The 26023-nt window shown below is 48.9% G+C and carries 28 protein-coding genes; 3 read left to right on the forward strand and 25 right to left on the reverse strand.

The genetic code is table 11. The annotated features are described in order from the left end of the window. Positions 1-7: 7 nt before the first annotated feature. The 18 genes from ACCC71_RS08100 to ACCC71_RS08185 all read right to left on the reverse strand — a co-directional run bounded on the left by ACCC71_RS08100 (position 8) and on the right by ACCC71_RS08185 (position 18172). On the reverse strand, positions 8-1408 hold the full coding sequence (locus ACCC71_RS08100; RefSeq protein WP_434309125.1) for a dihydroorotase: 1401 nt from the start codon (positions 1406-1408) through the stop codon (positions 8-10). 1 nt (position 1409) lies between these two features. Next, complete coding sequence (buk, locus tag ACCC71_RS08105; RefSeq protein WP_434309126.1) at positions 1410-2498, reverse strand: butyrate kinase; 1089 nt, start codon at positions 2496-2498, stop codon at positions 1410-1412. Next, complete coding sequence (locus ACCC71_RS08110; protein ID WP_434309127.1) at positions 2474-3409, reverse strand: phosphate acyltransferase; 936 nt, start codon at positions 3407-3409, stop codon at positions 2474-2476. Before ACCC71_RS08110 ends, buk begins: the two co-directional genes overlap by 25 nt. Next, positions 3406-3942 (reverse strand): 2-oxoacid:acceptor oxidoreductase family protein, encoded by a 537-nt coding sequence (locus ACCC71_RS08115; RefSeq protein ID WP_434309128.1) that lies wholly within the window; start codon positions 3940-3942, stop codon positions 3406-3408. The genes ACCC71_RS08110 and ACCC71_RS08115 overlap by 4 nt, the downstream gene beginning before the upstream one ends. Then, on the reverse strand, positions 3939-4694 hold the full coding sequence (locus tag ACCC71_RS08120) for a thiamine pyrophosphate-dependent enzyme (protein ID WP_434309129.1): 756 nt from the start codon (positions 4692-4694) through the stop codon (positions 3939-3941). Before ACCC71_RS08120 ends, ACCC71_RS08115 begins: the two co-directional genes overlap by 4 nt. A gap of 6 nt (positions 4695-4700) precedes the next feature. Next, on the reverse strand, positions 4701-5753 hold the full coding sequence (gene vorB, locus ACCC71_RS08125) for a 3-methyl-2-oxobutanoate dehydrogenase subunit VorB (protein WP_434309130.1): 1053 nt from the start codon (positions 5751-5753) through the stop codon (positions 4701-4703). Positions 5754-5771: 18 nt separating this feature from the next. Continuing rightward, entirely contained in the window at positions 5772-5975 is a 204-nt protein-coding gene (locus tag ACCC71_RS08130) for a 4Fe-4S dicluster domain-containing protein (RefSeq protein WP_434309131.1), read from the reverse strand. A gap of 17 nt (positions 5976-5992) precedes the next feature. Next, on the reverse strand, positions 5993-6673 hold the full coding sequence (locus ACCC71_RS08135; RefSeq protein ID WP_434309132.1) for an aspartate/glutamate racemase family protein: 681 nt from the start codon (positions 6671-6673) through the stop codon (positions 5993-5995). Positions 6674-6941: 268 nt separating this feature from the next. Continuing rightward, on the reverse strand, positions 6942-8114 hold the full coding sequence (locus ACCC71_RS08140; RefSeq protein WP_434309133.1) for a UxaA family hydrolase: 1173 nt from the start codon (positions 8112-8114) through the stop codon (positions 6942-6944). Next, positions 8111-8404 carry a UxaA family hydrolase gene (locus tag ACCC71_RS08145; RefSeq protein WP_434309134.1) on the reverse strand — a complete coding sequence of 98 codons (294 nt, stop codon included), beginning with the start codon at positions 8402-8404 and terminating at the stop codon, positions 8111-8113. Before ACCC71_RS08145 ends, ACCC71_RS08140 begins: the two co-directional genes overlap by 4 nt. Positions 8405-8663: 259 nt before the next feature. After that, entirely contained in the window at positions 8664-9017 is a 354-nt protein-coding gene (locus ACCC71_RS08150; RefSeq protein WP_434309135.1) for an MmcQ/YjbR family DNA-binding protein, read from the reverse strand. Next, entirely contained in the window at positions 9014-10303 is a 1290-nt protein-coding gene (locus ACCC71_RS08155; RefSeq protein WP_434309136.1) for a hypothetical protein, read from the reverse strand. Before ACCC71_RS08155 ends, ACCC71_RS08150 begins: the two co-directional genes overlap by 4 nt. Then, the gene (locus tag ACCC71_RS08160; RefSeq protein WP_434309137.1) at positions 10300-11526 is read right to left on the reverse strand and encodes a DUF58 domain-containing protein; all 1227 of its coding nucleotides are present in this window, start codon (positions 11524-11526) and stop codon (positions 10300-10302) included. The genes ACCC71_RS08155 and ACCC71_RS08160 overlap by 4 nt, the downstream gene beginning before the upstream one ends. Then, the gene (locus tag ACCC71_RS08165; protein WP_434309138.1) at positions 11498-12475 is read right to left on the reverse strand and encodes an AAA family ATPase; all 978 of its coding nucleotides are present in this window, start codon (positions 12473-12475) and stop codon (positions 11498-11500) included. The genes ACCC71_RS08160 and ACCC71_RS08165 overlap by 29 nt, the downstream gene beginning before the upstream one ends. A gap of 78 nt (positions 12476-12553) precedes the next feature. Further along, the gene (locus ACCC71_RS08170; protein WP_434309139.1) at positions 12554-12904 is read right to left on the reverse strand and encodes a hypothetical protein; all 351 of its coding nucleotides are present in this window, start codon (positions 12902-12904) and stop codon (positions 12554-12556) included. Between the two features lie 211 nt (positions 12905-13115). After that, positions 13116-14366 (reverse strand): L-lactate MFS transporter, encoded by a 1251-nt coding sequence (locus tag ACCC71_RS08175; protein ID WP_434309140.1) that lies wholly within the window; start codon positions 14364-14366, stop codon positions 13116-13118. Between the two features lie 101 nt (positions 14367-14467). After that, entirely contained in the window at positions 14468-16459 is a 1992-nt protein-coding gene (locus ACCC71_RS08180) for an FAD-dependent oxidoreductase (protein ID WP_434309141.1), read from the reverse strand. 291 nt (positions 16460-16750) lie between these two features. Beyond that, on the reverse strand, positions 16751-18172 hold the full coding sequence (locus ACCC71_RS08185; protein WP_434309142.1) for an amidase: 1422 nt from the start codon (positions 18170-18172) through the stop codon (positions 16751-16753). 132 nt (positions 18173-18304) lie between these two features. Between ACCC71_RS08185 and ACCC71_RS08190 the strand changes: the two genes are divergently transcribed. Continuing rightward, complete coding sequence (locus ACCC71_RS08190) at positions 18305-19282, forward strand: ornithine cyclodeaminase family protein (RefSeq protein ID WP_434309143.1); 978 nt, start codon at positions 18305-18307, stop codon at positions 19280-19282. 18 nt (positions 19283-19300) lie between these two features. Here the strand turns inward: ACCC71_RS08190 and ACCC71_RS08195 are convergent, their stop codons facing one another. Both ACCC71_RS08195 and ACCC71_RS08200 read right to left on the reverse strand, forming a co-directional pair. Next, positions 19301-20116 carry an MBL fold metallo-hydrolase gene (locus ACCC71_RS08195; RefSeq protein ID WP_434309144.1) on the reverse strand — a complete coding sequence of 272 codons (816 nt, stop codon included), beginning with the start codon at positions 20114-20116 and terminating at the stop codon, positions 19301-19303. Between the two features lie 23 nt (positions 20117-20139). Continuing rightward, entirely contained in the window at positions 20140-20640 is a 501-nt protein-coding gene (locus ACCC71_RS08200) for a hypothetical protein (RefSeq protein ID WP_434309145.1), read from the reverse strand. A gap of 196 nt (positions 20641-20836) precedes the next feature. Between ACCC71_RS08200 and ACCC71_RS08205 the strand changes: the two genes are divergently transcribed. After that, the gene (locus tag ACCC71_RS08205; protein WP_434309146.1) at positions 20837-21379 is read left to right on the forward strand and encodes a PadR family transcriptional regulator; all 543 of its coding nucleotides are present in this window, start codon (positions 20837-20839) and stop codon (positions 21377-21379) included. A 34-nt stretch (positions 21380-21413) separates the two neighbouring features. Here ACCC71_RS08205 and ACCC71_RS08210 read toward each other — a convergent pair whose 3' ends face one another. Genes ACCC71_RS08210 through ACCC71_RS08220 form a run of 3 tightly spaced genes read right to left on the reverse strand, consistent with a single transcriptional unit; the run spans position 21414 to position 22826 of the window. Further along, the gene (locus ACCC71_RS08210; protein ID WP_434309147.1) at positions 21414-21872 is read right to left on the reverse strand and encodes a DUF3237 domain-containing protein; all 459 of its coding nucleotides are present in this window, start codon (positions 21870-21872) and stop codon (positions 21414-21416) included. Positions 21873-21899: 27 nt separating this feature from the next. Further along, a complete protein-coding gene (locus ACCC71_RS08215) occupies positions 21900-22088 on the reverse strand; it encodes a hypothetical protein (RefSeq protein WP_434309148.1) in 189 nt (62 codons plus the stop codon). A gap of 9 nt (positions 22089-22097) precedes the next feature. Continuing rightward, positions 22098-22826 (reverse strand): IclR family transcriptional regulator, encoded by a 729-nt coding sequence (locus ACCC71_RS08220; protein ID WP_434309149.1) that lies wholly within the window; start codon positions 22824-22826, stop codon positions 22098-22100. Positions 22827-22920: 94 nt separating this feature from the next. On the opposite strand from ACCC71_RS08220, the gene ACCC71_RS08225 reads away from it, so the two are divergent. Continuing rightward, positions 22921-23814, forward strand: a complete 894-nt coding sequence (locus ACCC71_RS08225) for a LysR family transcriptional regulator (protein WP_434309150.1) — start codon at positions 22921-22923, stop codon at positions 23812-23814. Between the two features lie 83 nt (positions 23815-23897). On the opposite strand, the gene ACCC71_RS08230 is transcribed toward ACCC71_RS08225, so the two are convergent. After that, positions 23898-24767: a shikimate dehydrogenase family protein gene (locus tag ACCC71_RS08230; protein WP_434309151.1), complete on the reverse strand. Its 870-nt coding sequence runs from the start codon at positions 24765-24767 to the stop codon at positions 23898-23900. A gap of 87 nt (positions 24768-24854) precedes the next feature. After that, the gene (locus tag ACCC71_RS08235) at positions 24855-25928 is read right to left on the reverse strand and encodes a hydroxymethylglutaryl-CoA lyase (RefSeq protein ID WP_434309152.1); all 1074 of its coding nucleotides are present in this window, start codon (positions 25926-25928) and stop codon (positions 24855-24857) included. Positions 25929-26023 lie beyond the last annotated feature (95 nt).

Below are 26023 nucleotides of genomic sequence, written 5' to 3' on the forward strand. Positions count from 1 at the left end.
CTCCTCTTTACTGTCCTGAGCCGAAAAGAAGTTCTCCGCAGCCCTTTCTTTTCGTATCCACGATACCGTTTTGGGCTACAACCATCCCACGGACAATCGTCATCTCAATTTGCCCTTTTACCTTTCTTCCATCAAAGAGACGAGCGGTTTCCCTCCCTTTTGTATACATCTTTGTGCAATCGATCACGGTTTCCTTTTCCGGATCAATTAAGATGAAATCGCCATCCAGGCCTTCCCGAATAAATCCTTTTCGATTATCCAGCCGGAACACCTTTGCCGGGTTTTCCGCCGTCAGTTCTACCATTCGCTTTAAGGTCATCTTTCCCCGAAGCACAGCGTCCAGCATCAGCGGCACCCTGGTTTCCAATCCTGAAAAGCCGGATGGCGCCAGAAAGATATTTGTCCGCCCCCGCTCTTTTTCTTCCAGCGTGTATGGCCCATGATCGCTTCCGATAATGTCAACGGTTCCATCTTCTATATAGCCCCATAATCTCTCCACTTGCGCTCTTTTTCGGATCGGCGGATTGCAGCGGGCAAAAGCTCCCAGGGCAACCGCATCTTCCTCACAGGAAAAAAGGTAATGAGGACAAGTCTCCGCTGTAACGCGCACCCCTTTCGCCTTTGCCTGTTTTACCAACTCCATGGCCTCCGGCGAAGTGATATGGCAGATCAAAATCCGGGCGCCTGTCTCTTCCGCAAACAAAAGCAGTCTGCTAATACATTCCGTCTCGGAAATTACCGGACGAGAATCGTAGTGGGCTTTGGGCTCTACATACCCATTCTGCTTCATCTCCTCAATGGTATGGATAATGATATCGTTATTCTCCGCATGGAAGGCGATTGGCATATCCAGCCTTGCCGCCTCCTGCAGCGCTCGAAGCAGATGATAATCATCGGCAATGGTCATCCCCTGAAATTCTTTCTCCCGTCCAGGCATAGCTTCCTGTAAAAACGTTTTATAAGCCACCACTCCATGCCGTTTTAAATCCTCCGCCTCCTGTATGCTCTCGGAACCTAAGGCTCCAAAAAAGCAGATATCCACATAGGCTTGCGGTTTTGCCAGTCTACGGCGGTTTTCCAGAAGTTCGCTGTTCGATGGCGGGGGAACCGAGATCGGATGCTCGCATACCGTGGTCACTCCGCCGGCCGCAGCCGCCATGGTCCCCGTTTCAAAAGTTTCCCTGGCCTCACTGCCTGGTTCTCTGATATGTACATGAGTATCAATCGATCCGGGTAAAAGCAATTTTCCTTGACAGGGAATCTCCTGGTCGGCAGACATTTCATTCTCTCCTGCCTCCGTGATTTTCAAAATCCTGCCGTCCTTCAAGTAAATATCTTTTCGTCCAACCTGGCCCTCTACATAGGCATTGGCATTGGACAGTTTTATAATGCCGTGCAAATCTCTCACCTCACGATCCTTCCTTTTCCTGATATTGTTTCACAGGGATATTTCCTCTGAGAATCTCAAGGCCTCCAAAGCAAAGACCTTCCATCTCATGCTCCCCAGGTTCTACAAAAATCTTCGCCAAAAAGCCAACTCGCTTTTGAATTCCTTCTACAATCCGATTGGATTTCGCAATTGCTCCGGTCAATAGGATAAAATCCACTTTTCCATTTACCACTGGCGCTAAAGAAGCAATATTTTTGCTAATCTGCAGAATCATTGCATCCAGGATGAGACGGGCGTAATCATCTCCCTCTTCAATTCGGCGTTCTACCTCCCGTACATCCCCGGTACCCAGATAAGAAATTAAGCCGCCTTTTCCTCTCATCCGGCTATGAACTTCCCTTGCGCTCTGGAACTGTCCAGAGAAACAAAAATCCACCAGCTGCCTGGTCGGCACGCCGCCGGCGCGTTCCGGAGAAAAGGTTCCCTCCTCATCTCCTACCACGTCGGTAACACGCCCCTTTTCATGAAGGGAAAGAGTGATTCCGCCGCCCATATGGACTGCAATAATGTTGGCGTCCTCATAAGACATCCCAATTCGTTCACAGACCAGCCGGGAAGAATAGCGGGTGTTCAGAACATGCACCAAGCTGACCCGCTCAATCTCTTTCATACCGGAAATCCTGGCCACTTCGCTCAGCTCGTCGGTAGCGGCGGAGTCATATACATAGGCCTTGACGCCTGCCATATCCGCAATTTCCCGAGCGATTACCGGTCCTAGAATCCCCGCATGTTGAACAAAAGGCTTGTTTTTCAGCCGATCCACCATGGAATCCCCGACCTCATAAGCTCCGCTTTCTACCGGTTTTGTAGAACCTCCCCGAGAAACCACAATGTTAAGGGAAGACAGCTCTGTCTGATTGTCTTTTAGAAATTGGAGCGCGCTTTGTTTCCGCATCTCATGTTGGTCCGTTACCAAAGGATATTTGGAAAGTTCCTCTGGCGAATAGACGACCGTGTCGCCGGCCAACAACGTTTCATTCTCATATAGCGCCAGCTTTGTGCTGGTAGAGCCGGTGTTGATCACTAAAAGCCGGTATTTTTCTTCCACGGTTCTCCTCCTTCCGCCAGCAACGCCCCGATGGCCATCGTATAAAATTTATTTTCCGGGGAAGAAGCCCTTGAGGTAAGTCCGATTGGAATACGAGTTCCAAGAATAAATCCAGCAAATCTGGATCCTGGTGTCAGATTAAAACTTTTTCCCAGAAGATTTCCCGCTGTGATATCCGGCACCAAAAGGAAATCCGCATCTCCCCGAACCTTTCCCTGGTATTTTTTGACTGCAGCCGCTGCCGGATCGATGGCCAAATCCAAAGAGATCGGACCCTCTACCAAACAATTGCCAAATTCTCCTGTTTCACTGATTTCCTTCAAAGCGGCGGCGTCCACCGTATCCGGCATCTTCGGATTCACTGTCTCAACCGAAGCAAGGACCGCTCCTTTCGGACATTCATAGCCCAGACAATGGAAAAAATCTATGCCGCTTTTTAGAATCTGGGCTTTCTCTTCCAGATTAGGCCGAATATTGATACTCGTATCGCTGAGGCCCAACACACGATCATAATAAGGAAGCTCCAGGAGAGAAATATGGGAGATCAATCCCGTCACTCCAAATTCCTGCTTTCGGTGAAGAATACTTCTAAGAAGCGAAGAAGTATTCACCAGTCCTTTCATTAATACCGTTTTATCCGTGGAAAGCGCCGCCGTGCAGGCTTTCTCGCAAATCTCTGCTTCCCCATTGGCAGAGACGATTTGAGGCTCGAAAGAATGCTCTTTTAAGATCGGTTCCAGATATCCTCTGATTTTTTCCGGTTCTCCCACCAATATAGGACGGATATAGCCCTTGTCTGCCGCTTTCCCTACCGCTTTTAGCATTTTCGGTTCTTCGGCTCCAGCCAAGACAAGAGTGACCGGTTCCCGAAAACTGCCTGTGTTCAACAACTCGTCAAAATTTCGAATCATCTAGCGACTAACTTCCTTCCCGCCTCATAAGCATTTCTATTTGTCGCGAGCAGCTGCGGTTTTTTCTTCATAACTTCCTGAATGGTTTCATCCACCACCGCGGCGTCCAAAATCTGACTGAGTTCCACGAAGGAGCCCAGGACTACCATATTTGCGGCCATTTTGCTGCCCAGTTGATGAGCCGTCTCATCGGCCTCAATCAAGATCTCATTTTCCTGCTTATGATTCAGGGCTTCCTTTACCTGAGAAACATTTACGATCACCTTTCCGCCTTCTACCGTACTGCCGCGGAATTTTTCATAGGAAGGAAGATTCATAATAATCACATAGTCCGCTTGAGATACTACCGGCGTTCCGACCTCTTCATCCGATAATACCACCGTACAGTTGCAGGTACCGCCTCGCTGCTCTCCTCCATAGGAAGGGAAAAACGTTGCGTAAAGTCCCATCCGATCTGCCGCCATACAGATCAGCTTGCCTAAAGACAAAACCCCCTGGCCGCCAAAACCTGCAATTAATATGCTGCAATTCATTTGGTCTCGCCCTCCTTTGTCAAATCCTTGTAGACCCCAGGTACAAAATATTTGCTAACCGAATTTTCGATATGCTCCAACGTCTGCAGCGGCGTCATTTTCCAGTTCGTCGGGCAATTGGACAACAACTCTACAAAGGAGTATCCCTTTTTCTCTATCTGATTTTGGAATGCCTTTTTGATACCTGCTTTTGCATCTCGGATTCCTTTCGCGGTATGTAGAGGAAATCTGGCCACATAGACTGGAGACTCCAACCCAGCGATCAATTCCGCCATTTTCAGAGGATTTCCCTCATGGAGCGGATCTCTGCCATAAACCGTGGTCGTTGTTTTCTGACCCACAAGGGTAGTGGGCGCCATCTGTCCGCCAGTCATACCGTAGATGCAGTTGTTGATAAAAATCACGGTAATATTCTCCCCGCGATTAGCTGCATGCAAGGTTTCTGCAATACCGATGGACGACAGATCGCCGTCTCCCTGATAGCACATCACAACGGAATCCTTCGACATCCGTTTAAATCCGGTAGCTACAGCGGCAGCCCGCCCGTGAGCGGCTCCAATCAAATCAAAGTCAAAGTAAAGCTGCGTTAAATTTGCACATCCTACGGCAATCACGCCTACCATCTTATCCTGGATTCCCAGTTCATCCACTGCCTCTCCGATCAGACGAGTCGCCACGCCGTGCAGACAGCCGGGGCAGAACTTATGTCCGTTTTTACGAAGAGACTCCGGTTTTTCCATTCTTTTTTCCATTTTGTCTCACACTCCCTTCCAGGACAGAATCGTTTTCAAGATTTCCTCCGGCGAAATCACGATACCACCGGAACGTCCCAGCGTTTCCACAGGGATTTGATCGTGAACGCCGAGACGCACATCCTCTTTCATCTGGCTGGGAATTGTCATTTCTACTGTCAATATTTTTTTCACTTTATCTGGATTCAGCTTTTCAAAAGATCTGTACGGGAACGGATTCACGGTGATTGGACGAATCATGCCTACTTTGATATTATTTTCTCTGGCCTGCCGAATCACTGTCTTACAGATTCTTGCCGTGGTGCCGTATGCCGCGATGACATATTCGGCGTCTTCCATCTCATATTCCTCGACCATTACGTCTTCTTTCGCCCACCGGTCAAACATCCGTCCCATCTCGATATTATCCCGCTCCAGATCTTCGCCGGTCCAACACATGGGAATAATCTCGTGACATACGCCGTCCTTTCTGCCGGTAATCGCCCACTCCGGAACCGGAAGTTCCCGGAAATCCGGAAGCGTCACAGATTCCATCATAATTCCGATCACTCCGTCTGGCATTACCATCACTGGATTTCGATCCCGGAACGCCAATTCAAAGGCTTTAAACATCAGATCTACAGTTTCCTGCACCGTGGACGGCGCCAGAACGATCATCTTAAATCCACCGTGGCCAGATGCCTTTGTGGCCATCAGATAATCCGACTGCGCCGGAAGAATTCCGCCAAGACCAGGGCCGCAGCGAGTCACGTTTACGACAACCGCCGGTAATTTTGCCTGGGCAAGATAGGAAAGTCCTTCCGCTTTCAAAGAAACACCTGTGGAAGAGGAGGACGTCATCACTGCCTTACCAGAGCAAGCCGCTCCATACACCATATTGATCGCAGCTACTTCGCTCTCTGCCTGGACAAAATCGCCTCCGACCTCTGGGAGCCGCCAAGAAAGATATTCCGGCACCTCGCTTTGGGGTGTAATCGGATATCCGGCGAAAAACCGGCAGCCAGCTCTGACCGCGGCCTCTGCAATCGCTTCATTTCCTTTCATAAATCGCTTTTCCATTGTTCTTTCCTTCTCCTTTTATGGCCGTACTGTAATTGCCGCATCCGGACAAAACAGATAGCAGATACCGCAACCAATACAATCCTCTTCTCTTTCCTGGATCGTATAGTAATATCCCATGGAATTCGTCTCGTCCGCACTTTTTAACAGTTTTTTCGGACATTTCGCAATACACAGTCCACATTCTTTACACTTTTCTGTGTCCACTTCAATTTTTGCCATCTTTCCTCCCCTTCCCTCTACCTATTATCGTTTCGGTACTGTCTTTTTTTGCTGAGAGGGATTTTCTTCTTAGCCAAACCATAGGCAACGATCAGGGCGCAGGTAACTCCATCCAGTACCGGTACTCCCAAGCGTTCCTGCATCGCCTCTGTTACATGCCCCATTCCGGCGCATCCCAGCACGATCACCTCTGCCATGGTCTCCTCCAGGGCTTTCTCTGCCGCTTGAATCATGCCTTCTTGATTTTTCCAACCTTCTCCCTTGCAATCGGCAATAATGATCGATTCTAAAAAGCGCTCCATCCCATACCGATGAACCAAATTTTCTTTCGCTGGAACTCCCCGGTCACCGGTCAGAAGGATAGAAAATTTATGTCCCAACATGGATGCAATCTTCATCGAAGCTTCCGCAATGCCCACTACCGGCTTTTGAGAAATCTCTTTTAACATGTCGAGATTCGGATCTCCGTGGCAAGCAATCACAAATGCATCGTAATCCTCTTGTTTTTCCAGTAAAATTTCGCGCATACCCGGAGCTGTTTTGCTGATATCGTCGTAAGTAACGATGAAATCTGGAGCCGTCGGATTTGGCACGCAGTCGACAAGAAAATCGTCCTGGGCAAAATCTCTTGCATTTTTCTCGATCACTTTCGTCATGTCTGCACTGCTATTCGGGTTAATGATCAAAATTTTTACCATAGAATTCATCCCTCCCTTGGCTTTTGTTTCATATTATGAAACTTTAGTTTTATTTTATGTCATTATTTTACAACACCATTGGATGACTGTCAAGTATTAATTCGATTTCTTTTGTTTCAAAGTTCCAAATGATCTTTTCATTTGGATTTTCAATGAAATTGTCATTATCTTCCACGTAATAGATCGTTTTTTTCCATCAAAAAAAGGCCTGCCGAAGAAATCCCACGGATTCCCCTTTCAGAGGCCTTTTTCTTTTTACGAATCTAAATCAGCAATAATTGGAAGCCCGCATGATTGCAATCTCCCCGTACTTCAGAAGTTCAGCGGCCGGTTTTCTCCCATTGGCTGTTTCAATTACCAAATCCAGCAGCGACTCCCCTAGTTCTTCCAAAGAGGCTTCCCCAAAAAGAACTGGACTTGCGTCAAAATCCATATTGTCTCTCATGGTTTCAAAAGTATTTCGATTTCCTGTCAGCTTAATTACTGGAGCGATCGGATTTCCCGTTGGAGTTCCCATACCTGTAGTAAAAACAATGATCTGCGCCCCGCCTGCCACCATACCTGCTACCGAGGACGGATCATTTCCCGGCGTGTCCATAATTACCAATCCTTTATCTTTTACCTGTTTTGCATAATCCAAAACCGCTTGGATGGTTTTTGTTCCACCTTTATGAATGCAGCCAAGAGACTTTTCTTCCAAGGTTGTGATACCGGCCCGAATGTTTCCTGGGGATGGATTCGCCTTTCGAATATTTTCCCCTACCAAAAGAAGACTTTCCTCATAACGTTCCGTAATCTCATAAATCCGTGCTGCAACTTCCGGCGTCGCCGCTCGGCGAGCCAAGATTTGTTCCGTCCCCAGCATCTCCGTCGTCTCGCTGAGGATCGAAGTGCCGCCCAAATCTACCAAAATATCGCTCATCCGCCCAACCACCGGATTGGCCGCAAATCCAGAAGTCGGATCAGAACCGCCGCACTCGGTACCCACAATCAACTCGGAGTAAGATACCTCTTCCCGTTGGATTAGCTCCGCTTCTGCGCTCATCTTCATCGCAAGACGAACTGCCTTCTCAATGGTCTTCAGTGAACCTCCCTCTTCCTGGATCACTAAAGTCTCCAACGGCTTCGAGGTTCTTGCACGAATTTCCTTTTCCATCCAGCTCATCTGGGCGCTCTCGCAGCCAAGGCTAATGGCCACTGTTCCATAGATATTTGGATTGGCGGCAAAGCCGGCCATCACATCCACGGTATATTCTAGATCTTTCCCCGGCTGAGAACAGCCATTTTGATTGTGAAAGCTGACGGCTCCTTCTACCTGCGCCGCCACAGCTTGGGCCACATCACAGGCGCAGACGCTGACAGGGAGAATCAAAATATGATTCCGGAAACCGACCCTGCCGTCCGGCCTCCGATATCCAAAAAGCTTTTTCCGTTCGTTCATCCCAAATCCTCCTCTCCCTTAACGGCGCTTCGCATATTCTGTACATGAACATGATCGCCTTTTCCAATCTTTCGAACAGCGATACCAATCCTCTCCCCGTATTTATGTACAGGAGCGCCCTCCGGTATGTCCCGGACAGCAAGCTTGTGATAGATATCGACGTCCTCATTTGCCTGAACCATAGAAGCTCCACCGCCTGGAATACTCCACTCGATCCAATCTCCCGCCTGTACAGCCTCCAGCACAACGATCACATCATCTTGCTTTTCAATTTGAATCCCTCGCTTCATTCGTGCCTCCCTCCTTTTGTTTCATTATATAAAACTATTATGTTATATAGTAAAACAATCATATAATATGATACCGGCTTCTGTCAAGTCATTTTCCCAATTATCTTACGTAATATTTTAATTGCCAAACGACTTCTGCTTTCAATAAGGTTCAGGTGTCAAAAAATAAAGAGAAGGACAAAAGACAGTGGACGTTCCACTCTTCTTAGCCCTTCTCCGTGGTTGTTCTTTTTGAAAACAGGAACCGGAATGCTCTCCATTATATATTTCTCGTTTTCATTGTCCTTCCCATCACCAACTCATAGCTCTCCCGAATCATCCTCTTCACGTCTTCTTCCGGGATACTCCCATTCAGGATCAGTGAATTCCAGTGCTTCTTATTCATATGATAGGCGGGAACCACAGCCTCAAAAGCCTCCCGCCAAAATAAAATCCACTCCGGGCTGCACTTTACATTCACCCAGATGTTTCCCTCCCGCTCAAAGATCAAAGCAAAACTTTTCCGGCTGCTCCGGCACCGCATAACCGTCCAGTTGGCGTCATGGAACGGATAATCTTCATAAGCCCCAGGAAGGCTTTGGCAATAGGCAATCACTTCTTTTCGTTCCGTCATTTTTTTAATCCTTTCAACGCCTTACGGCAAGCAGAAATCATCGTTGGCTCCAAGGTTGGTTCTTTCGCCCCATAAAACGTTTTCTCCAATGCGTCGGCAGCTTCCCTAAGGCACCAAAAAGAGGAATCCGCTCCGGATGCCGCCAGTCTACGTAAATAAGCCGGCCCGCTCTCCGATTCTGCCCTGCCAATCCCCGCCTTCTTTCCCTGATGCTCCGCCAAAACGAGAATTCCCGCAGGCGTCCTCTTGTGTCCCAGATACTGACACCAAAAGTACAGTTCTCTCCATTTGCGCCGGAACCAGCCCCATGGACGTTTTTTGATCCGTTCTCGTCCGGTCTGGCTTCCTGCCCCTTCTTTTGAAAAACCAGTCAGCCGCTTTCCTCTCAACTGACGCATCAACCAGACCAATGCCGCCGCGATCCAAAGAGCCGCCATGATCCCTAGCAGCATTCCGCTGCCGCTATCTACTGCCTCCGCCGCTTCCATAGCCGCTCCTGTCTCCGGCTCCGGCAGGAATATCTCGCCATCGGAAGAAGGAAAAAGCGAAGCAAGCCAAAGGAGAAAATTTTGTACGCCCCGCCCGATGAAGCAAAGAACCGCCCAAATTCCATCTACCGCAAGCGTTACGCAAAAAACAATGCCAGAAGAAATCGCAGACAGATGGGTTCCAGCAAAAAATGCCACAGCAACCGCAACCGCCAAGATCGCCCCAAGAACCATCCATCCTTGCCCCTTTTTCCCTTCCAGGCGTTCGATACCAGGGGTACGGATCCGGGAAGATATCAGAGCCAGCAAAAGCCCTCCCGCGGATAATCCGCCAAAGGTCAGCAGACCTTCGATTCCCTTCAAACTCCCCACTCGGTTTAAGACCATCAAAATCGCCAGGCACGCCACCAAACCGTCCAGATACAGAACCAGCTGATTTTGCCTTGGCTCGCTCATCGGCATGGATGCACTGTGAATAAAAGATCCTGCCAGCAGTCCGCCCAATAAAATTCTGGAGCCAAAGGATTCCTGCCCCAGGCTTAAAAGATTTTGCCCTGCAAAAATAAAGAGCACCGTCAAAATCCCATCCACCGCAAGAGCTAAATTCACCGGCGCTTTTTTTACGGTAAAAATCCGATTTAGAATCCATCCCGCCGCCAAAACCATCCACCAGGGAAATAAGTAGAGACGCATTTCATCGGTTTGCCGTAGAGTATAAATCGCCAGCACGCTTCCCATCAGCACCACATCCGCCAAGAGCATGGCCAGCTGAATTCCCATCTTTTGTTTCTGGCTCATCCTCTTTCCCTCCACAATTCCTGCGCTTCCCAAAGGGAATAATCGCCGCCTTGCCGTTCCCCTTCTTTTGATTTCACCAGCAGCCGAATATGGCTATCCTCCACTTTTTCCAAAACAGCGCGGCAGCGAAGCGCGCCGGGACTTTCCGTCACCACATATAATTTTCCAAACCGATGCTCCGCGGCCAAAACCGCCTCTTCCGCAAGAAAGCTCCGCTCCCCCGCGTACTCCAAAAAGGCAAGCCTTGTCAAAAGCTCCGGAACCATGCCGTCCAGGGATTCCGGAAAGAATACCTGTCCTTCCTGTGTTCCAATCGTCGGTAGTACCAGGCTGCAAAATACTTGACGCTCCGCCAGTGAGGCGATGCAGGAAGCCGTCAGGCTCAGCATATCCTCCATCTCCTCCTCGTGAAATTCCTGTAAAACCTCTTTTTTCTCTCCGTCCTCTTCTATGGTTTCTCTCTTGGTAAAGGAATCCAGATCCAGCAAAAAGCAGGCATTCCTGGGTTGAACGGTCTCATAAACATTGACCACCAATTCCGACTGCCGGGCCAGAATCCTCCAATTGATTCTCTTTCCCGCATCTCCCGGCTGATACCCACGACTGCTCTTCAATAAAGTAACATCCTCCTGATGCCCCCAGCTTCCTTTTTGCAGCTCGGAATATTCTTCTAAAAACCTGGAAACATCCACCGGCTTCACGCGGGGATAAATCACAAAAGAAAAGCTGGATGAAAAAGAGTTCTTTTGATGTTCTACAGAAAGGCCGAACCCATCCCCGGAGGTCAGCTCTGCTTCTGATAAAAAGTAAACGCCCCGCCTATTTGCCCGCATTCGGCTTTCCCACCGCAGCATTTGATGCGGCATCAGCCAGGTGAATTTTCTGCAAAAACCGCCTTCCAAATCCACACAGTTTCGCCGGGGCTCTGGAAGCTCTAAATCCAACCAGATCACAGGAAGCCATTTCTCGTTCTCCACAACCAACGTAAAAGGAATCTCTTCCCCCGGAAAGCTGCTGGCACTTTTTCCCTCCAGAGAAAGTTTCAAATGCCGGAGAGAGCTTTTCCCCCAAATCAGTGAAACCGCGGCCAAAAGAAATACCAATAACAAAAACGCGGGAAGCACTCCCATCTCATAGTAGCTGGTAATCACCACCAGCGCCAGCAGAAAGAAAAGAGCGCCGCGGCTGACAAAATTACTCCCGAATTCCTTTTGCTTTTCCATCAAACCACGCTTCTTTCGCAGGCGGGACCGGCGTATCCCGGATCATTTCTCTCAACAGTTCCTCCGGCGACCTGCCGCTGTAGCGCGCGTCTCCGGTCAGCACGACTCGGTGGGATAACACCGGCACGATCAACTTTTGCACATCCTCCGGCGTCACATAGTCCCTGCCGGCCATGGCCGCACAGGTTTTGCTTCCCTGAAACAAAGAACGGGAAGCCCGGGGGCTTGCACCGGTTTTTAGCATACTGTGCTCTCTCGTCCGGTGTACCAACTCTACGATATACCCTTTCATCTCCTCGCTCAAATAAATCTCTCGGATTTCCCCTCGAATTTCCTGCAGCAAACCCGGAGAGGCCGCTGCTTCCACCTTTTGATAAGGGGTCTCGTCCCCCAATTCAGAAAGCATCTGCACCTCTTCCTCCCGGCTAGGATACCCCATAGACAGCTTCATAAAAAACCGATCCATCTGCGCTGCCGGAAGAGGAAACGTGCTCTCTTTCTCTACCGGATTCTGGGTAGCCATCACGAAGAATGGGTCCGGCTGCGGATAGGTTTCTCCATCGATGGTGATCTGGCGCTCTTCCATGGCTTCCAGCAGCGCCGACTGGGTTCGAGGGATCGCCCGGTTGATCTCATCGGCCAGCAAAAGATTCGTGCGAATCGGTCCTACCTTTCGTTCAAAATCTCCCGTTTTCTGGTTAAACACCGTCATACCCAGAACGTCCGACGGCAATAAATCCGGGGTAAACTGAATCCGCTTATACTCGCAGCCAAGGGCCAACGCCAGGGTCCGTACCAAGGTAGTCTTCCCGCTTCCCGGAAGATCATCTAACAGTACATGACCGCCGGATAATACGGCGGTTATCACCAAATCTACAATATCCCTTTTTCCTACGATAATTTTCCCAATCTCCCTGCTAAGCGCACGGGCGCACTCTGCTGTTTTCATTCTTTTTACTCCTGTTTTCTTCCGGTAACTGCGATTCTTTTTCTATGATTAAAATCAATAAATTGCCGCCCTTTTCATTCAGAGCAACCAATTTTGCGCCGCCTCCAAAAGCTCACGTCCCTCCCGGAGTTCCTCAAAAGATATCTTCCAGCCGATACAGACGACCAGAGCATAGCAGACAAATAAAAGAAAAACTCCAAGAGCCAGCCCAAAAGGGATTCTTTGCGACTTATGATACAACCACGTTAGAAAAAACAGCAGCACGCTGCCAAAAAGCACAACCCAAAGTCCCAATGAAAAGAAATCCCGGACATAAATCTGATTGTCCCTCGCCACGCCGCTGGTCATCAAAAGCTTCCATCCTGCCACAAAAAAGATCAAGGATGCTAAAATTCCACAGACCGATAATCTCGTTTTTTTCTTTTCCAATGTATCTTCCTCCTTAGATACCTCCCGGTTTACAATGTCTCTTTCTATTTATCATTTAATTTCACCACTGTCAAGCAACAATCTGTAAATGTTTTATATCTGCGTTCCGAAAAAGCTGCCTTCCATCAGAAAAAGGACATAGCAAATTTCTGCTTGTCCTTCTTCTATCTTTCTTTTTATTTTTCTTGCTCCATTCCAAAGAACGTTGGGCCTATCCCTCTTTCTTCGCCAACGCCTTATAGACCTGCGCCAGCAAAATCCCGATGATTGCCAGCACCATGCTGACAAGAAAGGCCGGCCGGTAGCTGCCAGAATTTTGATACATCAGATTCATACTCATCGGACCAAATAAACCTGCCAGGGCAAACCCGATAAACATAATTCCATAATTGACACTGTTATTCTTCTGGCCGAAGCGATCGGCAGTAAATCCCGGATAAATTCCCATCAACGAGCCAAAACAGAAACCAACAAAAGAAATGCCTCCGTAAAATACTACTACGTTTCCATTGCTGATAAGAAGCATCAAAAGACCGGCAACCGCAATCAAAAAAGCAATCTCCAACGTACGAATCCGGCCAATCCGGTCGGAAAGCCAACCGGAAACCACGCGCCCCGCCACATTAAATAGAGCCAAAACAGAAACCACAATGGCGGCGGCCTCCGCAGACATGCCTACCATCTGCTGGGCCATATTAGATGCCTGGGAAATCAGCATCAGGCCAGAGAAGGCTCCACAGACTAAAATCGCCAACATCACATAAAAGACCGGCGTCCGAAGCATACCGTTCCAATTTTTTTCCCGTGAAGGGCTTCCTTTCTGAACTGCAGGTGGATTCCAACCTATCGGTACAAAATTGGAAGGGCAGGGAACAATAAAAAAGCTGCCCACACAAAGCACCAGCACAAAAACCGCACCCAAAATCTTAAAAGCTGCCGTCACACCAAGACTTTGAATCAGGCGATTTGCAATCGGAGGCACTAAAACGGAACTCAAGCCATAGGTAGCTGTCATAATCCCACCGATCATCCCACGCCGGTCCGGAAACAGCTTTACCGCATTGCTGACCGAACAGCCATAAATCATTCCCATGGCAAGGCCGCTGCAAATACCAAACCCCGCTGTCAGCATAGCGGTATTGACGGCAAATCCGGACAGCAAAAATCCTCCGCCGAATAAAAATCCGCCTAAAAAAAGCACCCATTTCGGGCCCAATTTATCATTGATAAAGCCGCCCGAAATCATCGTGATCGGACCGACAGAATTTGCCACAGTAAACACAATCGCCAGGCTTCCTGCCGTAAGGCTTAGCCCGTTTCTTTGATTTAAAAACTCCGCCATCGGAGAGGAAAAAACGCTCCAGGTATAAAGAGAACCTGCGCAGATATTCATCAGCCCGCTGATTACCACCATGAGCCAGCGTTTTTTTGTCAGTTCCTCCGCGGTCATTTCCTTTTTCATCTTCTATTTCCTCTTCTTTCCAGCGCAAGGAAAAGCGGCCAAATGCTGTCCTCCCAACGGTATTTGGCCGCGCTTTCCTGCTTTATCTCAACACTCTTTCTTTAGATATGGTTTGCCACCTCAAAGGCATCCCAGATGGCATACATAATGTTCGCCACCTTCTTGGCGTCTCCCAGCTGATAAATCTCCGGAACCTCAAATTCCAGTTCCTGATACAAGGAGTTATTCTCCCGGTATCCCACGGAAAGAATCACGCCGTCGCAGGGAATCTTCTTTTCTTCTCCTTCCACAGTCGCGGATAGGAATCCATCTTTGTACCCAGTGACTCTAGCGCCAGCCACCACTTCGATTCCATGGAACGGAATCAAACGCTCCAACATCTCGCTGTTCGCATGGCAAAGCGGTCCGTTCAGCGCCAGGATCTTCGGCAGAGCCTCCACGATCGTTACCTTTTTCCCCTGCTGCGCCAGCCACAAAGCAGTCTCACATCCCACCAGGCCGCCGCCGACCACAACCATCGTATCGCCTGCCTGCTTGGCGCCAGTGAGCACATCCGCCGCGGAATAAACCTTGTCGTCGTCGCCCAGCGGGAACATCTTCGGCGTGGAACCGGTCGCACAGATGACAGCGTCAAAGCCTCCGGCCAGAACCATCTCTTTTGTCACCTTTGTGTTATAGTGAACCGGAACCTCCAAAAGCTCTAACTGGCGTTTGAACCAATTGGCCAGAGCAATGTCATCCTCTTTGAAATCCGGCGCGCCGCCTGGAATCAGGTTTCCGCCCAGATGATCCGTCGCCTCAAATACCTCCGGCTTATGGCCGCGGGTTGCCAACACGCGGGCCGCCTCACAGCCAGCCACGCCTCCGCCAACGACCATCACTTTTTTCGCTTTTACAACCGGGGTATACGCCATAAAACGCTCTCTTGCCGCCTGGGGATTCACCGCGCAGTTGATCATGGAATATTCCTGAATACGTCCCATGCAGCCTTCCTGACAGGAAATGCAGGGGCGGATCTCATCCACGCGGCCAGCGCGCAATTTATTGCAGTAATCCGGGTCTGCCAACAGAGGGCGGCCCATGCTGATCATATCGCAGGTTCCATTCTCGATCGCTTCCAGCGCCATATCCGGGTCATCCATACGACCGGCACAGATCACAGGAACATCCACATTTTCCTTCATCAATTTACAGTAAGGACGGTACAGCCCTTTCTCCTGGTACATCGGCGGATGACTCCACCACCAGGCGTCATAACTTCCCACATCCGTATCCAACGCATCATACCCGTAGGAAACCAACAATTTCGCGGCTGCTACGCCTTCTTCCAGATCACGGCCCTTCTCTTCAAATTCCTCGCCCGGCAGACCGCCGACCCGAAGTTCCTTGATAAAGCTCTTCGGGCTGTAACGCAAGGTTACAACAAAGTCCTTGCCGCAGCGGGCTTTGATCTCTTCCACAATCTCCTTGGCAAAACGGAGGCGATTTTCCAAGCTTCCGCCGTATTCGTCGGTTCTCTGGTTAAACAGGGCAATCGCAAACTGGTCGATCAGATAGCCCTCATGTACCGCGTGAATCTGCACGCCGTCAAAGCCAGCGCGTTTTGCATTGTACGCGCCTTCGCCAAATTTCTTTACGATAGACCGGATCTCTTCTACCGTCAAGGCACGGCAGGTTTTGTCCAGCCAGCGGTGCTGAATCGGGGACGGAGCTACCGGAGGGAATTCACCCAGGTTGGTAGGAATCGTCACACGGCCAAAACCACCGGACATCTGCAAGAATACCTTTGCATTGTAAGCATGGATTCTTTCGGTCATCTCACGGGCAGTCCGGACAAAATGAACCGGATTGTGAGTGGAACAAGGACAGTTGGGCATACCGTGTTCCTCAATCTCATTTTCTACAAAAGTCACGCCGGTAATAATCAAGCCAGTGCCGCCCTTGGCGCGCTCCGTATAATAATCGATGCCGCGCTGATTAAATCCGCCGTCTGCATCCGCCAGGCCCAGCGGACCCATCGGCGCCATCGCAAACCGGTTTTTAATCGTCACATTCCCGATTTTTACCGGAGAAAACAATTTTGCGTACTTCATATGCTGCCTCCTTCGCATGGATGAATTCTGATGGTTCCACTATATCACTACAATTCAAACATGTCAATATTTACATATATAAAAATGTAAAACGCACCATACCTTTGCTCCCATATTGTCTACATCACTTCTCCCAATCGTATCGTCAATATCTTAATAGGAGAATTATTCCAACGGAAAAAGGAGGAATCCGTCTAATTGACTTTATTCCTCCTTCTCTGGATACATTTTCTAGTAGGATTATTATTTTTTGTTCTTGCAAAGGAACTTTTCCAGTTCCCTTTTCTACCGTTAAAATTTCAGTTCCGGATAAGAATAATGTTTTTCATAAGCGTATCCAATCCGCAGTACCCCCAAATCGTCGCCACGGCGGCCCATGATCATAAGCCCGACCGGCAACTGGTTCTTTGTCAAGCCAACCGGCAGGGAAAGCGCCGGGGCGCCAGTCATATCCGCCAAACGAGTATGATATGTGCACATCGGCTTTCCGGGCTCCACCTGCCCTCTGGTTACGATATTCCAAGGCGGTGTCAGTCCCCGGTCAAAGGCTTCGATCGGGCAGGTAGGCGCTGCGACGGCATCTACTTCCTGCAACGCTTTCTCCCACTCTTCCATAATGATATCCCGTTCATGCAAAGCCTGAATGTATTGTACCGCCGTGTAAGCTCCGCCCTCGTCTAACCGGGCCGCAACGCCAGCCTGATATTTTTCCTTCATAGCCGGGTAACGGTCCTTATGTAGATAGGCGGCCTCGCTGAACATAATACAGGTAGACGCATCTGTAACCAGCTCCAAAGCTGGAATGGTAATCTCCCGCACCTCAGCCCCAAGCTCTTTGAGGCGGGCAATTGCTTCACGGGCCACCCGTTCCACCTCATAATCGGTTTTATCAAAGAAGAAATTCGTCGGCACGCCGATCACTTTTCCCTTCAAATCCGTCACATCCGCCAATCCCTCATAAAAATGAGTCGATTCTCCTGCTACGGCATAAGGACAGGGATCCAGCGGATCTGTTCCGGTAATCGCGTCCATCGTAATCGCGGCATCCGCCACGCTGCGGCACAAGGGCCCCGGATGATCCAGATTAAAGCTAAGCGCAATGATACCGTAAAGGCTGGCCAAGCCAACGCTCGGTTTAAATCCCACGGTTCCACACATAGCCGCCGGAATACGAATGGAGCCTCCGGTATCCGTTCCCATCGCCACATAGGCCATGCCAGTGGCGGCCGCCGCTCCAGAACCACCGGAAGAGCCTCCCGGAATCTTCGCTGGATTCCAGGGATTTTTGGTTGGACCAAAACAAGTTTCTTCCGTCGTGGGACCAAAGGCAAACTCATGGGTATTGGTCTTCCCCATCAAAATAGCGCCGGCATCCTTTAAACGTTTTGTGATCGTAGCATCATACTCCGGGATAAAATCTCTTAGCACTTCCGAACTGCCGGTAGTCGGGATTCCCTCTGTGTAATATAAGTCTTTTAACGCTACCGGGATTCCATGAAGTTTTCCCCGGTAATGTCCATTTCTGATCTCTTCATCGGCTTTTCTGGCTGCCTTTCTAGCCTCGTCCGCCATCACATATACATAAGCGTTCATTTTGGGATTCAACGCTTGGATCCGTTTCAGACAGGCTTCCACCAATTCCACCGAAGAAACCTCACCCTTTTCCACCATGGCAGAAACCTGTTCCATGGTCATCATGGTAATATCCGGCATTGTCATACCTCCTATCGTTCCATTTTACCATAAAACCTCGCAAGCGGAAGCCTTTTATGATTGACATCCCCACGGAAAAATGATACGTTCAATAAATAAAGATTCATGACAAGAGCAGAAGGGAGCTTTGCCATGCTGTATCTAAACGATCGAGAAATGCGAAAAGCTGTGGGATATGACGAAATGATGGATGCCATTGAAGAGGCATTTCTTTGCTACCACCAGGGAAGCTATCATATGCCAGACCGCTACACCGCCAGTTACCAGAACAGAAAAATGCTCTACATGCCCTGTTTTGCGAAAGATGTCATCGGCACAAAAATGCTGGCGGAATTCCCAGAAAATCCAGCCAAAGGACTTCCCTATCTAAGCGGACTGATGATTCTCAATGACCAGGAAACCGGTCAGCCCATTGCGATTATGGATGGCAGTACTCTGACCGCTCTGCGCACCGGCGCCGTCGGCGGAGTGGCCATCCGCCATTTATCCTACCCTGACAGTACAAGCGTTGGTCTAGTGGGCTGCGGCGTTCAAGGTCTCCACCAGCTGGTATACGCCTGCCAGGTCCGCCCGATTCAAGAATGCTATTTGTATGATATGTACCGAAAAGATTATACAGATTTCATCGAGCGACTAAAAGAAATGACCGCTTTCAGGCATCTTTCCATCACCGTATGTTCCAATAGCCGCGAGGTCGCGGAAAAAAGCGACATTATCCTTACCGCCACCCAGGCACAGACGCCTGTTTTTCCGGAAGACCCATCTTTGTTCCGCAAGAAATGTGTCGTCGCCATCGGTTCTTGGCTTCCCGACCACAAAGAAATTCCCGATGCCATCTGGCAGACTACCAAAACGGTCCTGACGGATCTTCCCTTCGCCTGCGAAGAAAGCGGCGACTTATGCCAGCCGCTTCAAAAAGGGCTGCTGCACCAGGAAGACGTACATTACATGGCGGATTTCCTCTATCAAAAGAACTCCGGCCAGACGCCGCCGTTAGACGAAACCCGCTACTACAAATCCGTGGGAATGGGGCTCTTCGACGTCATGGCGGCACGGCTGATCTGGAAATGCGCAAAAGAAAGAAACTGCGGACAAATCCTAGAAAAATAGAGGAGGGCAATCCCTCCTCTATTTTTTCATCATTTCCCAACCATCGGAAGGAAATCCAATGGCGCAAAAATCCTTTTCTTCAAAGGCGTTCCCATGGCAGAACATCACCATGTCCTTATCTTCCATCCAAGGCGCAGACTCTGTATTTTTCGGGTCATAGCTGTCGATCAAATCCAGCATCTTGCCGATATAATCCTTGCCCAAAGGCTCGTACCAATGGCTGCCGTAGATATCCGCAAAATCATAACGCTCCTCGGTTCGCACTAAGGCGGCGCGATAGCCGCTTAAGGGCACATCACCGAACAACAGAACCCGTTTTAAAATGGCGTCTCCACTAAATAAAAACCGGGTTTTCCGGTCAAAAAGCGCCATGGAGCCTTTGCTGTGGCCCTCGATACGCAGTGCCTCCACTTCCCGGTTTCCCAGGTCGATCACCTGACCGTCCTTCCAAAAAGCAAATTGGTAATCGCCTGCATCGATCACCGCCTGACATCTGGCCCGTTCTCCGCTTTGCGGAAAATAAACCGGCTTTTCAGACTCCACTTCCCCTTCCAACACATAAACCGTATCAAATTGGCTGTTTCCACCGGAATGGTCCGGATGGACGTGGGAATTGACGACAATCAAAGGCTTGTCGCATAGCTGTTTTACATAGCCCCGCAAATCCGTATTTCCGTAACCCGTGTCCTGCAAAAGCGCTTTTTCTTCCCCTACGATCAAGTAAGAAATCACATATCCCCAGCCCGGCAGTCTACCTGGTCCCGGCAGGTATCCCGGACATTGGATCGCGTAGGTGTCCGGTGCAATTTTCCAATGTTTACAACATAATTCCAATCTTATTCGCCCCTTTTCGGTCTTTAATAAATCCCCTTCATTGCCTGGGTCCTCTGCTTCAATTCCTCGTCAATCTCCGCATAAGGCTCAATTCTTTGCAAAATTCGATTCACCAGCTCATAGATATCCTCTACATACTGATTTAATTTTAATTCTTCCTCTCCGATCTGGAACACAACCGGACAAACAGCACGCAGCGCGTTCATGTTTAAGCGCGCCTTTTTAAATTTATTCCAAGAATATTTCTTTTCCGTTTTCCCCACTCCGACTACAAGAGCGTCGTCCGTCACGATATAGTAGGTGCCTTCCGCGTACTTATTATAAAACCAAGTAACCGCCTTATAGACCAAAACGCCAAACAGAACAAATAAAATTGCCATCGGCAAACCGACAAACTGAGGAAACGATGCCTGAAATAGATAACGATAAATGAAATAGAATACGAAAACGATAAGCAGACAAGCAATAATCGCCAGGTTTTTCATTTTCATGAGCCGCTTTCCCGGCTTAAATTTTCGGTTCATACAAATATCTCCCTTCCGATATTTCTCTTAGTTTACTTCATTCGCCTTCTTCTGTCAATCTACTCTGCCGATCGAATTGCCTGCTTTTCCTCCTATATGCTCTTGCCAATGGAAGGTATCCTCTGCTCTTTGACAGAAAAGCGAAAACTGGGTATAATAGAACGCGTAAAATCCTCATCGAATCAAAGGAGCATCTATGCGAACATTAAAATATGCCATTTTAGGCCTGATGAAACGCGGCCCCATCAGCGGATATGATATTGCCCGTGAATTCAGCGACAATGCATTGGCAAGTTTCTGGCACGCCCGCCACAGCCAAATCTATCCGGAACTCAAACGCCTTCTGGATGAAGGTCTCATCACCTATGAAACCGTAATCCAAGGGGAAAAACTGGAAAAGAAAGTCTATTCCTTAACACCGCAAGGGGAAGCCGATTTTCAGCAATGGCTGCGTTCCGACGAACCGCTGGACCCTACGCCCAAAGACGTATTCCGGCTTCGCACGTATTATTCGGATTCGCTAAATACAGACGAATATCTACATCTCCTGGATAGCCAAATAAAACATCATATGGCGCGCCTTGATGCTTTGGAAGAAATCAACCGCCGCTTTCCCCAAATACCGCCCCGCAAAACGCCGGAGCATGGGGACTATCTGGTTTTACAGGGGGCTTTGATGCGGGAAAAGGCCTATCTGGACTGGCTGGAACTCTGCCGCCGCTCCTTTACAGAAACGTAAAAGCAACGCGTCTGCCAAAACGTTCCAGATGCAGCTATTCCATCCGATAAATGTTGATTTCAACACCGCTTTTGTCTTCTCTGCCCTGCAGAGAACCGACATAAACGCCATAATTCAGCCAGCCATACTTTCCTGCCTGTACCTGAAAACGTGGATTCGTAACAATTTTGGTCTGTTCGCCTGGCTTCCAGCTTTTAAAACCTTCATTTTCCACGTGAATGAGGACGCCATCGTCCGTCTGGATCAAATATTTGGCAAAAACACGGGAAGCATCCACTTGCTCCGGCGCATGGACCCCATAACGAGTGTTCCAATCCGCGCCTCCTGGAAGAATCTTTCCACGGATTCCTTCTCCCATACCGTCCCCGGAAAAAGTTCCGCCTGTGATGGGAATGACAAATAGACAGCCCTCATCGTTCTTTCCTACTTCGAGGGCAGGCGCACAATCTACAGACAGAGAGAAAACTAATTTTGCATTTAATGTGACGTCCATATCTTTTCCTCCCAATTGGAATCTATCTTAACGATTTTCTTCAATCGTCTTTACCACATCGCTGTAATCCACCCAACGATTGTATTCCCCGGTATAAACCTCTTTCCCGTTCTGGTCTTTTACGATAATCGTATCTGGGAAACAGGAAATAAACGCTTCCAGCTCAAAGGTCAGCTGATGTGCAGCAGCCCAGTCCTTAAATTCAAAAAAATCCATCGTCTCCTCCTATCGGTTTTGCCACCTGGCAGAAATCTCTTTTCCCACACGGACAATCTCCGCTTCTTTCTCTGCCAAATTATTTTCAAAACGGGCGGTCGCCCCAGACATCGAGATGGTCGCCATCAGTTTTCCATTCTTATCGATCACCGGAACAGCCAGGCCGCAAAGCCCCTCTTCCCGCTCTCCAAGACTCAAGGCAAAGCCCCTCTCCCGAACCTTCTCAAAGATTGCCTCATCGAATGCCAAACCGTCCAAAACCTTTTTTCGATCCTCCGCATCCATATAAGATAAGATTACTTTCCCTGCCGCGCCTCGAAGCAAATCATGACGGCTTCCTACCTTCACGACCTGACGAAGCTCTCTCGTGGAATCCACGGATTCGATACAAAGCTTTGAATTGCCATCTGGAACAAACAGATGAATATCTTCATTCCATTTCTCATTCAGCGCCGCCATAAACGGACGCGAAATCTTCTTTAACTCATCATAAGACTCGCTGGGAATCATATCTGCCAGCCAGCCAATCTTACTTCCCAAATGATACTTCTTCGTCTGCGGATTCTTTACAATAAAGTCATGTTCTTGGAGCGCATTTAAAATTCGAAGTACCGTGCTGGACGAAAGGCCGGTCCGTTCTGCGATCTCCAGTAAAATCATTTCCTTCTTATGCAAAAAGCATTCCAATATATCTAACGCCCGTTCTACCGACCGGGTCGGTGAGTTCTGTTTTTCCATCTGTTTCCCCCCATGGTTTCTTTTGCACGCCCCGATATTGACGAAATTCCGCTTCTGACGTACAATGACAGAAAGGACTTCCCGGAGGTGCGCATTGAATCTACAACAACTTTATTATTTTCGGGCGATTGCCCAAAACCAGAACTATTCGCGGGCTGCCGAGCAGCTCCTGGTTTCCCAATCCAGCCTCAGCCATGCCATGGCGGAGCTGGAGCAGGATTTAAAAGTGCCTCTATTTTATAAGATCGGCCGAAATATCCGTCTGACGGAATACGGCCGTTGTTTTCTTACTTATGTGGAACGGGCGATCAATGAACTGGAGAATGGAAGAAGCGCCTTGGAACTGATGGCCAATCCCGAACAGGGAACGGTCCGTCTTACCTTTGTGAATTCTCTCAGCAATCATTTTATCCCCGACCTGATTCGAAAATACTATCAGAATCCCTCTCACAGCGCCGTCCATTTTTCTCTTTCGGAGCACCGCACTTATGAAGGGATTCATCTTCTATTACAAAAAGAGTGTGATCTTGGTTTCGGTACAAAAACCGATCACCCGGACTTAAATTATTACCCGGTTTATCAGGAACGCCTCGTCGCTGCCGTTAGTTCGAATCATCCCTGGGCCAATCGCAGCCATATCTCCCTAAAAGAACTGGACGGTCAGGATTTCATCGCTTACAATCCAAAATGCGGCACAAGACTCTCCATCGATCAATTATTTCAAAAGGGCTGCGTGCATCCAAATATTGTGTTAGAGGCTCCCATTACCGACAGCATGGTGGCCAGCTTTACCGAGAACAGCACGGCAGTCTCCATCCTGCCTCGAACCTATGGTATGGACAAGTTTGATATCCATATGATGGAATTGGACGATATCGATTCAACCGTTCGTACCGTTTACATGTATTGGTATCAAAAAACGCCTCTGCTTCCGGCTGCTTGTAAATTCCGAGATTTTGTGATGGAAACAATTCCCTCGCTCGGATAACATAAGGACAAAACAAAACTTTGCTGGAAAGACCCCCGCTTTTGTTCCCATGCGGGGGTCTTTTTTCTTTCCACTTCAATGGATTATTTGTTCATCTCATCCACAATCGCATTGATAGTCTTATTCATCTGATCTACCGGAGCCGCCTCCACGTTGGCCCACAGTTCGATCTGACGAGCGCCCTGGTGAATTACCATACCAAGGCCGTTGATGATCTTGCATCCCTGAGCCTCCGCATCCAGAAGGAACTGGGTCTTCAGAGGATTGTAGGTAGCGTCAAAGCATACCTGATTCGGTTTAATGTTCTCTTTCTCAATTACAGTCTCGCCTTCATGACCCTTCATGCCAAGACCGGACAGATTCATCAGAACATCGCAGGTCTGAGCAGCCTTTACTACCTCGTCATGATTTGCCTGACGGATGGCAACGGCAACCTCACGGCCAAATTTCTCGTTCAGATCTTTTGCCAGGGTCTCGCATTTCTCAGAACGGGAGCAGATGTACATCTTCTTTGCGCCCAGATGTGCCATCGTAAAGCAGACAGACTTTCCGGTGCCGCCCGCGCCCCAGACAAAGAAGGTGCTCTCCTCAAAATTTACGCCTTCCAGCTGCAAAGACTTGGTCGCGCCGTATCCATCCGTGTTATAGCCCTTCAAAGTGCCGTCTGCACTGCGGACAACCGTATTGATGGTTCCCATCTTCTCTGCCAGGGAATCCATCTCATCCATAAACTGAACGGCAACTTCCTTGTTGGGCTTGGTTACTGCAAAACCAGCGTAGCTGTTGTCTTTTTTAATATTAGCAATATTATTGCCAACAAGATTGTTATCGCACTCCATCAGGAAATAATGGGCGTCAAATCCCATTGCCGCATATGCCTCATTCTGCATACGGGGGGAGAAGGACTGTCCCAGAGGAGTCCCCAACAGGGCAATCAATTTCGTATTCGCCATGATAAACCTCTTTCTACCACAAACAAATGGTTTTCTATTTATTTTTCTGCAAGTATACGGAACTTCCAGCTACTTGCTATGCCTAAATTACTGTCCTTTCGGCAGCTCCAGACGAAGATCCTTGGACGCTCCAGCTTTCAAAATATAGCTGTCCGTGTCATGCTGCAGCATTTCCACAACTCTGCGGCTGATAGCCATACACTGATCCAGATCAATTCCTGTGTTTACGCCCATCTGATCCAATGCGTGAATTACATCCTCTGTCGCTACATTTCCTGTTGCATTGGGAACAAAGTTACATCCGCCCACACCAGCGAAAGAAGCGTCAAACTGATAAAAGCCCGCCTGCATACCGGCAATGATATTTGCAATCGCAAGACCTCTAGTATTGTGGAAGTGCAGCCACCAATCGTTTTCCGGATAGCACTTCTTCATCTCGGTACACATATCATATACCTGGGTCGGATATGCCATACCAGACGCATCGGACAGAGAAATCTCGTTGATGCCTACATTCATATAGGCTTCTACGATCTCTTTTACATCGTCCATCGGAACGCCGTTGTAATCCCACGGAGAGCCAAACGCCATAGAAATCGAACCGGAAATACCAATTCCATTGGCCTCCGCCTTCTCTACGCACTCCTTAAACTTTGCAACGCTCTCTGCCGGCGTGCAGTTCAGATTTGCCAGATTATGACCTTTGCTGGCGGAAACGTTCAGTTTTACTTTCTTACAGCCGCAGGCAATCGCACGATCCACGCCTCTGGCATTGGGAATCAAGGCACGCAGCTCCACGTCCGCCGGCACGCCTTCCGCCACGATTGCTTTAAATACTTCGTCGGTGTTCGCCATCTGAGGAACCTTCACCGGGTGAACAAAAGAGCCCACCTCAATGACTTTGAATCCAGCAGCAAACATCTTTTTCAGCAGTTCTACTTTGTTCTCGACAGACAGAACAAAGGACTCTTTCACTGGCTTGCCGCTCTTGCTCAGTTTCGGCTGTCCATTCTCATCTACCGCGTCTTTGTAGACAAAATTTCCTGCCTTATCCCGCATCGGTACGCCGTTTGCGTCAAAGGCAATGGCTTTTTCATTCTGCAAGCCGTCTCTCATGCCGACTTCACAGATTCTTACATTTTTTACAAGATCTAATGACATATTTCCTGTCTCCACTTCTATTTACATGTAAGCAACCATACCCCGCAGCAAGCTGGCGGGGTATTTAACTTTATCCCCCCTACCGGGGACTCCTG

It is taken from the genome of Hominifimenecus sp. rT4P-3, assembly GCF_051055405.1.
GTDB lineage: Bacteria > Bacillota > Clostridia > Lachnospirales > Lachnospiraceae > Pseudolachnospira.